The organism is Mesorhizobium sp. B2-4-3, assembly GCF_006442815.1.
Taxonomy (GTDB): domain Bacteria; phylum Pseudomonadota; class Alphaproteobacteria; order Rhizobiales; family Rhizobiaceae; genus Mesorhizobium.
Window position 1 is genome coordinate 30,461 of record NZ_VFVL01000016.1, and the last position, 13,435, is coordinate 43,895.

The window sequence follows — 13,435 nt, forward strand, 5'->3', positions numbered from 1 at the left end:
TTCCCGAAGGGACGCGGTTTTTGCGTTTTAGAACGTTGCCAACTTCGTCATTCCAGGGCGCAGCAGGAGCGAAGCTCCGTCGCGGAGACCCTGGAATCCATGCCGTGACTTCGAAGCGCTGCAACGGCGCAGAGTTCTGCTCCGCTGCACCCCTCGGCGGAGGTCACGGAATGGATTCTATGGTCTGCGCGCGTCGCTTCGCTCCTTTGCTCCGCCATAAAATGACGACTGGCTGCGTTTCGCCTCGTCAGCGCTTGCGCAAATCGGCATCCGCGAGATCGAGCGCCTTCGCGATGCGCTCGCAAGCCATGTCGATCGTGTCGCGTGTCCAGATCAGCGGTGGCGACAGGATCATCGTGTCGCCGGTGGCCCGCAACATCATGCCGTTCGCGATCGCGTGGTCGCGCACCACGACCGCCGCGCTTCCCGACGGCAAATAGCGTTCCTTGGTCGCCTTGTCCTTGACGATCTCGATCGCTCCCATCAGGCCGATCGAACGCACCTCGCCGACCAGCCTGTGCCCGGCGATCCGTTCCTGCAGCGCCTGCGCGAAATAGGGGCCGGTGTCGTTCTTGACCCGCTCGACCAGCCCTTCCTTCTCGATGATCTCGAGGTTCTTGAGCGCCACCGCGCAAGCCACCGGGTGACCGGAATAGGTGTAGCCGTGGTAGAACTCGCCGCCTTTCTCGACCAGCGTCTTGGCGATGCGGTCGCCGACCAGCAGCGCCGACAGCGGCTGGTAGCCCGAGGTCAGCGCCTTGGCGGTGGTGATGGTGTCGGGCTCGATTCCGAACGTCTGCGCCGCGAACCATTCGCCGGTACGGCCATAGCCGGTGATCACCTCGTCCAGCATCAGCAGCACATCGTATTTGCGGCAGATGCGCTCGACTTCCGGCCAGTAGCTCATCGGCGGGATCTTCACGCCGCCCGCGCCCATCACCGGCTCGCCGATGAAGGCGGCGACCTTGTCGGCGCCAGCCTCGAGGATCGCGTCCTCGACCGCCTTCGCCGCGCGGATGCCGAAATCATGGTCGCTTTCGCCGGGCAGCGCGAGCTCATAGGCATAGGGCATCATCACATGGACGATGTTGGGCACTGCGCCGCCGAGCTGCTTGTGCATCGGCTCCATGCCGCCCAGCGACGTGCCGGCGATCGTCGAGCCGTGATAGGCCGACTTGCGCGAGATGACGCGGTTCTTCTCGGGCTTGCCTTCGAGCGCCCAATAGTGGCGGACGAGCCTGAGCGCCGTATCGTTGGCCTCCGAGCCGGATGAGCCGTAGAAGACCTGGCTGACATGCTTGGGCGCGAGTTCCGCCAGCTTCTTCGACAACAGCACCGGCGTCGGCGTCGAGCATTTGAAGAAGGAGTTGTAGTAAGGCAGCTCCTTCATCTGCGTGTAAGCCGCTTCGGCCAGCTCGTCGCGGCCATAGCCGACATTGACGCACCACAGGCCCGCCATGCCGTCGAGGATTTCGGTGCCGTCGGCATCGTAGATGAACGGGCCGTTGGCATGGGTGATGATGCGCGAGCCGGTTTCACGCAGTTCCTTGTGATCGGTGAAGGGATGAAGGTGATGCGCGGCGTCGATCTGCTGAAGCTGCTTCAGCGAATAATTCTGATAGGTCATGGGTTTGATCTTTCCTCTTGAACCAATCCGGCAGGAGCCGGGGACGGATTCGTCAGAGGAAGCGGGGCGGCGAATAGCCGATGCGGGCGCACAGCCGCAACAGCTCGGCGCGAAGGGTGCGCGGTGACGGCGTCACCGCGACCCCGAAGGCGCCTGAAGTGCTGAAGCGGATCATGACGGCAGCTTATGCCGTCTGAGGCCTAGAATTCAAGCTGTCCGGTCAGGCAGTCTTACCGAGCGACCTCTTGAGGAACATATAGCGCATCGCCGTCTGCGCCGCCTGCGGGCGGCGGTCGCCGCGTCCGCCATGGCCGCCTTCGGTCTCTTCGAAGAACAGCGTCCTGCCGTGACCTGCCTCCTGCAGCCGCGCCGCCATCTTGCGCGCATGTCCGGGATGGACGCGGTCATCGGCGGTCGAGGTCATCAAGAGCACCGGCGGATAGGCGGCGTCTGCCTTGACATGCTGGTAAGGCGAATAGGCGCCGAGCCAGGCTGCCTCTTCCGGCTTCGACGGGTCGCCATATTCGGCGATCCAGGAGGCGCCGGGCGGCAGGTCGGTGTAGCGCAGCATGTCGAGCAGCGGCACGTCGATGATGACGGCGCCAAACAATTCCGGCCGCTGCGTCAGCGACGTGCCGGTGAGCAGCCCGCCATTGGAGCCGCCCTGGATGCCGAGCTGCGCCGCCGTGGTGATGCCGCGCTTAACCGCATCCTCGGCCACCGCCGCGAAATCGTCGAAGGCGTTCTGGCGCTTGCCCTTCAGCGCCGCCTGGTGCCAGGCCGGACCGAACTCGCCACCGCCGCGGATGTTGGCCTGGACATAGGCATTGCCCTCGTCCAGCCAGAGCTTGCCGCGGATGCCGGCATAGCCCGGCAGCAACGGCACCTCGAACCCGCCATAGCCGTAGAGCAATGCCGGCACCGGTCCTTTCAGGTCGCGGCGCCGCACCACGAAATACGGGATCATCGTGCCGTCCTTCGAGCGCGCCTCGAACTGCTCGGAAACATAGGGCGAGGCGTCGAAGCGGGCCGGCTGCGACTTCACCGTTTTAAGCGTCTCGCCATTGTCGTCCGACCAGATGATCGAGCTCGGCGTCAGGAAATCGGTGAAGGAGAAGGACACGCTCGAGCCGAAATGCTCGACATGGCTGATGCCGACATTGCCGTTGTCGGGCAGCGCGATCCGTTCCAGCGACCAGCCATTGGCGTCGCGGTCGCAGGCGATGACCTTGCCGCGCACATTGTCCATCAGGTTGATGAACAGCCGGTCCTGCGTCCTGGCGAGGCCTGCGATCGAAACGCGATGCGCCGGCGCAAGCACGGTTTCGAACGGCCCGAATGCCCCGCTCTCGATCCAGTGGTCGAAATCGACCGAATAGAGCCCATCTGGCAGGCAGCGCGTGCCGTCCGGCGCCGTCCAGGGGCTGCGCACGCCGAAGATAAGCTGGCCCTTGAAGATCGCCGTGTCGGTGGCGTCGTCGGGCAGCGGGATGCGCCGGTTCTCGCCCGAAGCCAGCCGCAGGAAACTGTGCGAGGTGAAGAAGTCGAGCGTCTTGCCGAGCAGCACATGCCGCTTGTCGCCGTCATATTCGACGCCGCCGCCGACCGCGAGATGTTGCTTTTCGCCTTCGAAGATCGGCGTCGCGTCCTCGAGCTTGGTGCCGCGCCGCCACAGCTTGATCACGCGCGGATAGCCGGACTGCGTCCTGTCGTCTTCCTCGAAAGCCGCAGAGACGATGACGGTATCCTTGTCCAGCCAGGAAAAGCCCGACTTGGAAGCGCGCGCGGAAAAACCGCCATCGACGAAGGATTTCGTCGCGATATCGAATTCGCGCATCTCGCTGGCATCGCCGCCGTCGGGCGACATGTGGAGCAGGCAGCGGTTGAAATCGGGATAGAGCCGGCTCGCCCCGCCGAACACCCACTTCACGCCTTCCTTCGCCGAGAGCTGGTCGAAATCGATGATCGTCTCCCACTCCGGCTTGTCGGTCTTGTAGGAAGCGACGGGCGTGCGCCGCCACAGGCCAAGCGCGTTGGTCTTGTCCTGCCAGAAATTATAGACGTAGCCGGCAAGCGCGGCCCCGACCGGCATATTGTCCTCGGCGGTCATCAGGTCGAGCGCGGTTTCGAATGTCGCCTGATAGGAAGGATTGCCCTGCAGTTCGGCGACCGTCAGCGCATTCTGGCGATGAACCCAATCCAGCGCTTCCTTGCCGTTGCGATCCTCAAGCCAGAGGTAGGGATCGTTGGCGGTCAATTCGGGCTGGGTTTTGGTCATCGTGCTGGTCATGCAGGTCTCCATCTGGCGGCCCCGCCTACATCGCGTTCGCTGCCTTGATATTCAAGAGCCATTCTGGACCGATTACAAAACCCGCCGGCGCGCGATCGTCGCCGCCGCCAGCGCCGCGCAGATCGCACCCAGCGTGACCGGCAGGCCGGCGGCGCCGATGACATCCATAACGCCGCCTGTGAGCGGCGGCACGATGATGCCGCCAAAACCCCACATGAGCGAGAAGGCGGCATTGCCGGCGACCAGCGCCGAGCCGGTGAAGCGTTCGCCGAGCTCGATGATCGACATCGTGTAGATGCCGTAGGAAACGGCGCCCCAGATAAAGACGCAGCCCCAGATCAGCGGCGTCTCGATCAGCGCCGGCAAAGCCACGCATCCAAGGATGGTCACCGCCACGCAGCCGAACCGCACCAGGCGCGCCGTCAGCCTTTCGGCGAGCAGGCCGAGCGGCACCTGCATGGCGATGTTGCCGGCGATCATCACGGAAAGCAGCGCCGACATGCGCGCCTCGGCAATGCCGTGATGCGTCCCATAGACCGGCAGCAGCGCCAGTATAGCCTGCTCGAACCCGGCCGCGACGACGACCGCCGACATAAGCAGCCAGGCCTTTGGTATGAAGCCCAGCACCGAAACCTTGTTATCGGCCTCGTCGACCTTCGGCAGCCGCTTCACCACCACCGCCAGGCAGCCGCCGCAAAAGAGGAAGGCCAGAATGCCGACAAGGAAGGGCGGCCAGCCTTCGGTGCCGACGCCGAGCAGGCAGAGCGGCCCGGTAGCGAAGCCAGCCGAGATGATCGTCGAATAGATGCCCATGACACGGCCGCGTCGTGCCGGTGGTGCCAGCGCAATGACCCAGATTTCGCTCAAGACATAAAGCGGATTGGTCACCACGCCGATCAGGAAGCGCAGCGGGAACCACAGATAGACATTTTGCGTCCAGCCGATCAGCGCCAGCACCAGCGCTGAGAGCGCGGCGCAAGTGAGCGCGGTGCGCCCTGCCCCGAACCGGCGCGCCAATCCGGGGATCAGCGGCGAGGACAGGATGAAGCCGACCGGCGTCATCGCCGCCGACAGCCCGATCATCGCCGGCGAAACGCCCTGGCGCTGCAGGATGAAGCTCAGCAGCGGATAGGAAAGTCCTTGCGCGATGGCGAAGACAGACACGGTCGCGATCACACCCGTGATCGCGGCCCACTGCACCGTCTCGCCGCTCTCCGAACCAGCCAGAGCCATCGGTCTTGCTCCAATCACCTGGAGGCTTAGCCGGTACTGTCGGCTGCCGTAAGAGCCAACTGGCGGCGAAAGCGCATGGTCCAGCCAGTCCCTGTCAGGAGCGCCTGCGTTGCAGGGAACGTACAAAGGCGAACGACACCGGTAACGCATCGAGCCCGACGATGACGGCAGGCAGCCCGAGCGGCAGATCGCCCGCAGCCGGCTCCCCTTCCGTCATGTCGCTTCCCTCGCCCTAGTGGTCGCCGCCTCCTCACCGGCGACATTGCCGCCAGTTCATTATGCCGCCAATTTCGCATCCTCACGAGGCTTCTCATGACTGCCGCCCTCCATCCCGCCGAACCGGCATTGGCAACAGATCGCGCCCGCCGTGGCGGCCGCGCGGGAAAGCGCGCCGGCGGCTCGGCCGCCTTCGAGCAGCCCGCCTTCCGGCAGCTGAAGAACCCGCTGACCCCGACCAGGCTCGTGTCCGACGACGAATTGGAATCGATCCACCTCGCCTCGCTGCGCGTGCTGAAGGAGATCGGCGTCGACGTCCTGCACGACGAAGCCCGCCGCATCATGAAGGCGCATGGCGCGGACGTGCGCGAAGGCTCAGAGCGCGTGCGCTTCGACAGCGACATGATCCTGGAGCTCGTCTCGCACTGCCCGTCGGAATTCACGCTGCATGCCCGCAACCCGGCGCATAATCTGCGCTTCGGCGGCAACAACGTCATCCTGTCGATGATGGCTTCGGCGCCGAACTGCTCCGATCTCGACCGCGGCCGCAGGCCCGGCAACCAGACCGATTACCGCAACTTCCTGCGCCTGGCGCAGATGCACAACATCCTGCACTGCACAGGCGGCTATCCGGTCGAGCCGATCGACATCCATCCGTCGGTCCGGCACCTGGAATGCATCCGCGACCTCGCCACGCTGACCGACAAGGTCTTCCACATCTATTCGCTCGGCAAGGAGCGCAACGTCGACGGCATCGAGATCACCCGCATCGCGCGCGGCATCAGCCGCGAGCAGCTGATGCAGGAGCCATCGGTCTTCACCATCATCAACACCAATTCGCCGCTCAAGCTCGACGTGCCGATGATGGAAGGCATCATCCAGATGTCGAGCATGGGCCAGGTCGTGATCGTCACGCCGTTCACGCTGTCGGGCGCCATGGCGCCCGTCACCGTCGCCGGCGCGCTGGTGCAGCAGAACGCCGAGGCGCTCTCCGGCATTGCCTTCGCGCAGATGGTGAAGAAGGGCGCGCCGGTCGGCTATGGCGGCTTCACCTCCAATGTCGACATGAAGTCCGGCGCGCCGGCCTTCGGCACGCCCGAGTATATGAAGGCGCAGCTCGTCGGCGGCCAGCTTGCTCGCCGCTATCAAATTCCCTACCGCACCTCCAACACCTGCGCCGCCAACACGGTCGACGCCCAGGCCGCCTATGAAAGCGTGTTCTCGCTGTGGGGCGCCATCCAGGGCGGCGGCAACCTGATGATGCACGGCGCCGGCTGGCTTGAAGGCGGCCTGCGCTGTTCCTACGAAAAGACCATCCTGGACATCGATCTTTTGCAGATGGCGGCCGAGTTCCTCACCCCGCTCGACCTTTCCGAGGACGCGCTCGGCTTCGACGCCATCCAGTCGGTCGGTCCCGGCGGCCATTTCTTCGGCACCCCGCACACGCAGGCGCGCTACAAGACCGCCTTCTATTCGCCGATCGTGTCCGACTGGCGCAATTTCGAGACATGGGCCGAGGCGGGTTCGCCGACGGCGCTGGAACGCACCAACAAGGTGTGGAAGGAGCGCCTTGCTTCCTACGAGGAGCCCTATATGGACCCAGCCATCCGCGAGGAACTCAACGACTTCGTCGAAAAACGTCGCGCCGAAGGCGGCGCGCCGACGGATTTCTGATCATCGGTCGGTTGGGCAACTGCCCGCCGCCCATTTTCATTTCTGACTCCACATTGCACAAGACGGACCTATCTGTATGAAATCTCATGTAAAAGCGGTTGTCATCGGCGGCGGTGTCGTCGGCTGCTCGGTGCTCTATCATCTCGCCAAGGCCGGCTGGACCGACATCATGCTGATCGAGCGCTCGGAGCTGACCTCCGGCTCGTCCTGGCATGCGGCGGGCGGTTTCCACACGCTCAATGGCGATCCCAACGTCGCCAAGCTGCAGGCCTACACGGTCCAGCTCTACAAGGAGATCGAGGAGATTTCCGGCCAGTCCTGCTCGCTGCACCTGACCGGCGGCGTCATGATGGCCGATACGCCGGAGCGCATGGACTTCCTGCGGCTGGCCCATGCCAAGGGCCGCTATCTCGGCATGGACACCGAGCTGATCACGCCTTCGGAAGCCAAGGCGATGTTCCCGCTGATGGACGAGACCAATTTCGTCGGCGCCATGTGGGACCCGGTCGAAGGCCATCTCGACCCGTCAGGGACGACCATCGCCTATTCCAAGGCTGCGAAGAAACTCGGCGCCGAGATCGTGCTGCGCAACCGCGTCGTCGACCTGACGCAGCAGCCGGACGGCACCTGGAACGTCGTCACCGAGCAAGGCACGGTCCATGCCGAGCATGTCGTCAATTGCGGCGGCCTGTGGGCGCGCGAGATCGGCCGCATGGTCGGCGTCGAGCTGCCGGTTTTGGCCATGGAGCACATGTACCTCTTGACCGAGCCGATGCCGGAGGTCGAGGAGTTCAACAAGTCGACCGGCCGCGAGATGATCGGCGTGCTCGACTTCAAGGGCGAGATCTACACCCGCCAGGAGCGCAACGGCGTCCTGCTCGGCACCTATGAGAAGGCCTGCAAGCCGTGGTCGCCGGTCAACACCCCGTGGGATTTCGGCCATGAGCTCTTGCAACCCGACATCGATCGCATCGCGCCGTCGCTGGAAATCGGCTTCAAGCATTTCCCCGGCATCGAGAAGGCCGGCATCAAGCAGATCATCAACGGCCCCTTCACCTTCGCGCTGGACGGCAACCCGTTGGTCGGCCCGGTGCAGGGCCTGACCAATTTCTGGTGCGCCTGCGCCGTCATGGCCGGCTTCAGCCAGGGCGGCGGCGTTGGCCTCGCGCTTTCCAACTGGATGGTGCATGGCGATCCTGGCTTCGACGTCTGGGGCATGGACGTCGCCCGCTTCGGCGAATGGGCGAGCCTGCGCTACACCAACGCCAAGGTGCGCGAGAACTATTCGCGCCGCTTCTCGATCCGCTTCCCCAACGAGGAGCTTCCCGCTGCCCGCCCGGCACAGACCACGCCGCTCTATGACACGATGCTCGCCAACAATGCCGTGATGGGCGACTCCTGGGGCCTGGAAACCCCGCTCTGGTTCGCGCCGAAGGGAACGGAGCCCAAGGACATCGTCTCCTTCCACCGCTCCAACGATTTCGGCCCGATCGGAGAGGAAGTGCGCGCCACGCGCGACAAGGTCGGCGTCACCGAGATCGCCAACTTCGCCAAATACGAGGTCTCAGGTCCGGGCGCGGAGGATTTCCTCAATAGGCTGATGACCAACCGCATGCCGAAGGTCGGCCGCATCGTGCTGACGCCGATGGTCAATGAATTCGGCAAGCTGATCGGCGACTTCACCATCGCCAAGTCGGGCGAGGACCGCTTCATGATCTGGGGCTCGTCGGCCGCGCAGAAATACCACATGCGCTGGTTCGAGAAGCATCTGCCGAAGGACGGTTCGGTGCGTATCCACCGCTTCGACCAGACGCTGGTCGGCCTGTCGATCGCCGGGCCGAAATCCCGTGACCTCTTGCAGAAGCTCGTCGATGTCGACGTTTCGACCAAGGCCTTCCGCTTCATGGACTTCCGCGAGATGGCGGTCGGCGGCGCGCCCTGCATGGTCAACCGCATCACCTATACCGGCGACCTCGGCTATGAGATCTGGATGGCGCCGGCCTACCAGCGCCTCGTCTACAAGGCGATCAAGGAAGCCGGCGCGGAATTCGGCATCGTCGATTTCGGCATGCGCGCGCTGCTCTCCATGCGTCTGGAGAAGAACTTCCCGACCTGGTTCCGCGAATTGCGGCCTATCTACGGACCGTTCGAAGGCTCGATGGACCGCTTCATCAAGCTGGAGAAGAACGACTTCATTGGCCGCGAGGCGTCCGCCAAGGAGCATGCCGAGGGTCCGAAGCTGCGCCGCGTGTCCTTCATCGTCGACGCCATCGATGCCGACGTGATGGGCGACGAGCCGATCTGGGCCAAGGTCGGCAAGGACTACGGCACGGTCGACAAGCCGCACGGCTATGGCGCGCCGCGCTTCGACACATCCGGCAAGGAAGTGCGTGGCTCGAAGGCCGCGGAAGGCGCTTCCGCCGTGCGCGGCATCGTCGATGGAGACTGGCGCGTCGTCGGCTGGGTGACCTCGGGCGGCTACGCGCATTATGTCCAGAAGTCGATGGCGCAGGGCTATGTCCCCGCGGCCCTTGCCGAGGACGAGAGCGCCGGCCTGTTCGAGATCGAGATCCTCGGCCGCCGCCGTCCGGCCCGCATCAATGTCGAGCCGCCTTTCGACCCGAGCGGCGAGAAGATGCGGACCTGAAGCCCCACGAATTGTTGGATTGCGTCGGTTGCTGTGGCATGGTCCGAGCCCGCTACCGGCGCATCAGCACGAAAAGACCATCCCATTGCGGCAGCTAGAGAAATGGACCGATTGGCTGTGCGATGAACGGGTCGGTCCATTCAGCGCCGCGGTCGCCTCGGTCCTCCTCTACTGCCTGACCCAGATCGTCGCGATGGCCCTGTTGTCCCATGTCGCGGGCACGGGCGTCGGCGTCGACGATTCCGAGCAATTGATGGAAATGCGGTTCCTGGCTGCCGGCTACGGCAGCTCGCAGCCCCCGCTATACACTTGGCTCGCCATGCTTGCGGCCTCGCTGGTCGGAACCAGCGTCCTTGCCCTCAAGATCGTCAAATACGGCCTGCTGGCCGCTGGACTGGCCGCCTATTTCACCGCCATACGCCGCCTCGGCTACTCGAACCGCGCCGCCACGGCCGGCATGTTCGGGCTGCTTCTGTTTCCCCAGATCTTCTGGGAGATGCAGCACGCCCTCACCCACTCGGTCGCCATATTCTGCTTCACCTCGCTGCTGCTTCTGGCGCTGGCCGAGGTCGAGAAGCGGCGATCGGCCATCGCCTATGCATTGTTCGGCCTGGCGACGGCGGCCGCGATGCTGTCGAAATACAACATCGTCATCTTCCTTGCCGCCTTGTTCCTGGCGGCTCTTTCGGTTCGCGAAACGCGCGAGGCGATCTTCGATCGCCGTTTCGCAATCAGCGTGGCGGTGGCGATCCTGGCCTGCCTGCCGACGCTTTATTGGAGCCTGACGCATCTGGAAGATCTGCTCTCGCATCAAGGGGGCCTGGGCGTCGCCGAAGGCGGCAGCGTCGCGAACACGGCATTTCTCGGCATCCGCAGACTGGTCAACGCGATCGTCAATTTCGCTGGATTGCCGGTCGCGATTTTCGCCGGCGCCTACGTCCTGGCGAAAAGAAGACGGACAGAGCCGCCTCAGCCGGTAAGGTGGCCGGAAAAGCTATTGTGGCGGGCGATCGTCCTTGGCCTGGCGGTCATGGTCACAGTCGTGTTGGCGGCCGGCATCACCCAGTTTCGCGACCGCTGGATGCTACCGATCTTCATCCTCTTGCCCGCGGCGCTCGCCATGCGCTTCGACGCCATGGGCCAGAAAGGCCGAAAGACGCAGGCCACCATCGTCTTCGTCGGCGCGGTGCTTGCCATATTGGTGCTGCCGATGAGCTGGTACATGCATCTGCACGGCGGCGACAGCCGCGGCGGTATCGTGCGCATGGATTACCGGTCGCTCTACGACCAGATCAATGCCGACGGCCCGGTCAAGACCGTGGTCTCGAGCTGGTTCTGGGTCGGCAATCTGCGCCTGGTCGATGCAGATCTCATCGCGCTCGATGACGAGACGCCGGACTTCGCCAGATCGATCCGCGAACCGGCGGTGCTCGTCCTGACCGATGACAGGGAACCGTCCTCGGATGTCTTCGAAGAGTTGGCGAGAGCCGGCTACGCGATGGACACCGTCCACCGCACTATTGAAGTGCCGCAGGCACTCGGCTTCCCGCCGCGCCAGGTCATAGTCACCAAACTGCACAAGAAGGCCGCGCAGTAAGGTTCAGGGGAACGAATGGACACGCAACGCTTCGGCCGCCACCGCAAGATCATGCGCTTCGAGCCAGGCTCGGTCGAAGCGCTGCGCGAGGCCTCGCGCGAAAAGGCGGCCTCGCTCAACCAGCATCTGCTGGGCTATGGCGCGACAGCTGAGGCGGAATGGGTCGCAGCAGGCATCGCAGCGCCCGATCTGCCCGCCATGCGCAGATACCGGCTGGACCGCATTCGCGCCGAGCTGAAGCGCCGCGACTATGCCGGCGCCCTGCTCTACGACCCGGTCAACATCCGCTACGCGACGGACTCGACCAACATGCAGCTCTGGGTCGCGCACAACCCGACACGCCATTGTTTCGTCGCCACCGAAGGGCCGGTGGTGCTGTTCGACTATTTCTCCTGCGAGCACCTGTCCGACCATTCGGGTGTCGTCGACGAGGTGCGCCCGGCCGTGTCGTGGATGTATCTCTACAGCGGCGAGCTTACCGAGCAGAAGGTCCGGCGCTGGGGCGCGGGCATCGCCGAACTCGTTGCCGAGCATGGCGGCGGCAACCGCCGCATCGCCGTCGACTACATCAATCCCGAAGGCGTGGAAGAACTCGCCCGCCGCGGCATCGCGATAGGCAACGGCGAGGCGGTGATGGAGAATGCACGCCTCATCAAATCGCCGGACGAGATCCTCGCCATGCGCCGCTCGATAGTCGCCTGCGAGGCGGCTATGGGCGAGATGGAAGCCGCGCTGAAGCCCGGCGTCTCGGAGAACGAATTGTGGGCGGAACTGCATCGCGGCAACATCGCGCGCGGCGGCGAATGGATCGAGACGCGTCTTTTGTCCTCGGGACCGCGCACCAATCCCTGGTTCCAGGAATGCTCCTCGCGCGTCATCGAAGATGGCGACCTCGTCGCCTTCGACACGGACCTGATCGGCCCTTATGGTTTCTGCGCCGATCTTTCGCGCACCTGGCTTTGCGGAAACAGGCAGCCGTCGAACGAGCAGCGCGATCTGTTCCGCATCGCCGCCGATCAGATCGCCCACAACACGGATCTGATGCGGCCGGGCATCTCCTTTCGCGATCTCGTCGAGCGCTCGGCGGTACCGCCGGACGACTGCTATCCGACGCGCTACGGCGTGCTCTATCACGGGGTCGGCCTGGCGGATGAATATCCGACGCTGCCGCATGCCGGCGACTGGACCGCCGACACGCCGGACGGCGTGCTCGAATCCGGCATGGTGCTGTGCGTCGAAAGCTATATCGGCAGGCTTGGCGGACGCGAAGGCGTCAAGATCGAAGAGCAGATCCTGATCACCGAGACCGGCAACGAGAAGCTTTCAGCCTACCCGCTGGACGAGCGGCTGCTCTGATCCGCTTTCGACGACCTCGCGCATCGCGGCAATGATTCTTTCCGGCGTCGTTCTGGCGGTGATATAGGGCAGGCCCTTGCGTCGCGCCGTCCAGCCGACCACCTTCACGCCTTTCGCCGCCGGCTCGAAACGTTGCGCCAGCGCCCAGCTTTCGCAGTCGATGGCCGCGATATCGGCCTTGCCTTCCGCGACCGCCACGATCGACGACCGGTGGCCGCCGCTTTCGCTGCGCGAGGCGAAGATGTCCAGGCTTTCACCCATCGCTTCCAGGTCGCGCGTCAGGCCGATCAGCCCGGACATCGAGTCCGGATTGTTGAAGGTGAAGCGCTTGCCGCCAATGAGATCGAGCGGGATGACAGCCTTGCCATCCGCCGGCGAGACCACTGACGGTCCGCCGTCCGCAGCCATCACCAACGCGCTGGAATAAAGCTCGCCCTGTCCGCCCTCGAACGCATCGTAGCTTGGCTGGGCGATCACCTGCACATGCGGGGCGAGGCCGAGCTCCATCGGCCCCCAGCATGTTTGCCCGAAGAGCAGCGCCGGGCTCAGCCAGAACTGGTGAAAATCGAACTCGTCCGGCGGCAGCGTCGCCGGGTCGGGCGCGATCGGCTTGCCGGCGTCATCGCGAATGCCGCCAGGCACCGGCGGCAGTTCGCGATTGCTGCGCACGACCGCCTCCGGCGCATCGATGCCCCTTTGCCGAAAAGCATCGCGGAGCCGCGCCCACTGCGCGTCGACCTCGCCACGCGCTTCGGGCCAGTCATACATCGGCAGGGCCGCAACGAACTTGCTCAT

The 13,435-nt window shown here is 64.5% G+C and carries 8 protein-coding genes; 4 read left to right on the forward strand and 4 right to left on the reverse strand.

From position 1 onward, the window contains the following. Positions 1-247: 247 nt before the first annotated feature. From FJ956_RS16620 to FJ956_RS16635, 3 genes are all read right to left on the reverse strand, one after another. The gene (locus tag FJ956_RS16620; protein ID WP_140678804.1) at positions 248-1,627 is read right to left on the reverse strand and encodes an aspartate aminotransferase family protein; all 1,380 of its coding nucleotides are present in this window, start codon (positions 1,625-1,627) and stop codon (positions 248-250) included. A 220-nt stretch (positions 1,628-1,847) separates the two neighbouring features. After that, entirely contained in the window at positions 1,848-3,917 is a 2,070-nt protein-coding gene (locus FJ956_RS16630; protein ID WP_140678802.1) for a prolyl oligopeptidase family protein, read from the reverse strand. 72 nt (positions 3,918-3,989) lie between these two features. Beyond that, positions 3,990-5,150 (reverse strand): MFS transporter, encoded by a 1,161-nt coding sequence (locus tag FJ956_RS16635; RefSeq protein ID WP_140678800.1) that lies wholly within the window; start codon positions 5,148-5,150, stop codon positions 3,990-3,992. 312 nt (positions 5,151-5,462) lie between these two features. Here FJ956_RS16635 and FJ956_RS16640 point away from each other — a divergent pair, with 312 nt between their 5' ends. The 4 genes from FJ956_RS16640 to FJ956_RS16655 all read left to right on the forward strand — a co-directional run bounded on the left by FJ956_RS16640 (position 5,463) and on the right by FJ956_RS16655 (position 12,640). Then, complete coding sequence (locus tag FJ956_RS16640; RefSeq protein WP_140678798.1) at positions 5,463-7,040, forward strand: trimethylamine methyltransferase family protein; 1,578 nt, start codon at positions 5,463-5,465, stop codon at positions 7,038-7,040. A 76-nt stretch (positions 7,041-7,116) separates the two neighbouring features. Continuing rightward, on the forward strand, positions 7,117-9,687 hold the full coding sequence (locus FJ956_RS16645) for an FAD-dependent oxidoreductase (protein ID WP_140678796.1): 2,571 nt from the start codon (positions 7,117-7,119) through the stop codon (positions 9,685-9,687). Positions 9,688-9,880: 193 nt separating this feature from the next. Then, positions 9,881-11,284, forward strand: coding sequence for a glycosyltransferase family 39 protein (locus FJ956_RS16650; RefSeq protein WP_181170239.1), 1,404 nt, complete (start codon positions 9,881-9,883; stop codon positions 11,282-11,284). A 15-nt stretch (positions 11,285-11,299) separates the two neighbouring features. Next, positions 11,300-12,640, forward strand: coding sequence for a Xaa-Pro peptidase family protein (locus tag FJ956_RS16655; RefSeq protein WP_140678792.1), 1,341 nt, complete (start codon positions 11,300-11,302; stop codon positions 12,638-12,640). Here the strand turns inward: FJ956_RS16655 and FJ956_RS16660 are convergent. After that, positions 12,608-13,435, reverse strand: coding sequence for a PhnD/SsuA/transferrin family substrate-binding protein (locus FJ956_RS16660; RefSeq protein ID WP_140678790.1), 828 nt, complete (start codon positions 13,433-13,435; stop codon positions 12,608-12,610). The genes FJ956_RS16655 and FJ956_RS16660 overlap by 33 nt on opposite strands.

Bases quoted from the DNA above. Each gene is read 5' to 3' on its own strand.
- FJ956_RS16620 (WP_140678804.1), bottom strand. From the start codon at position 1,627: ATGACCTATCAGAATTATTCGCTGAAGCAGCTTCAGCAGATCGACGCC.
- FJ956_RS16630 (WP_140678802.1), bottom strand. From the start codon at position 3,917: ATGACCAGCACGATGACCAAAACCCAGCCCGAATTGACCGCCAACGAT.
- FJ956_RS16635 (WP_140678800.1), bottom strand. From the start codon at position 5,150: ATGGCTCTGGCTGGTTCGGAGAGCGGCGAGACGGTGCAGTGGGCCGCG.
- FJ956_RS16640 (WP_140678798.1), top strand. From the start codon at position 5,463: ATGACTGCCGCCCTCCATCCCGCCGAACCGGCATTGGCAACAGATCGC.
- FJ956_RS16645 (WP_140678796.1), top strand. From the start codon at position 7,117: ATGAAATCTCATGTAAAAGCGGTTGTCATCGGCGGCGGTGTCGTCGGC.
- FJ956_RS16650 (WP_181170239.1), top strand. From the start codon at position 9,881: ATGGCCCTGTTGTCCCATGTCGCGGGCACGGGCGTCGGCGTCGACGAT.
- FJ956_RS16655 (WP_140678792.1), top strand. From the start codon at position 11,300: ATGGACACGCAACGCTTCGGCCGCCACCGCAAGATCATGCGCTTCGAG.
- FJ956_RS16660 (WP_140678790.1), bottom strand. From the start codon at position 13,435: ATGAGCAAGTTCGTTGCGGCCCTGCCGATGTATGACTGGCCCGAAGCG.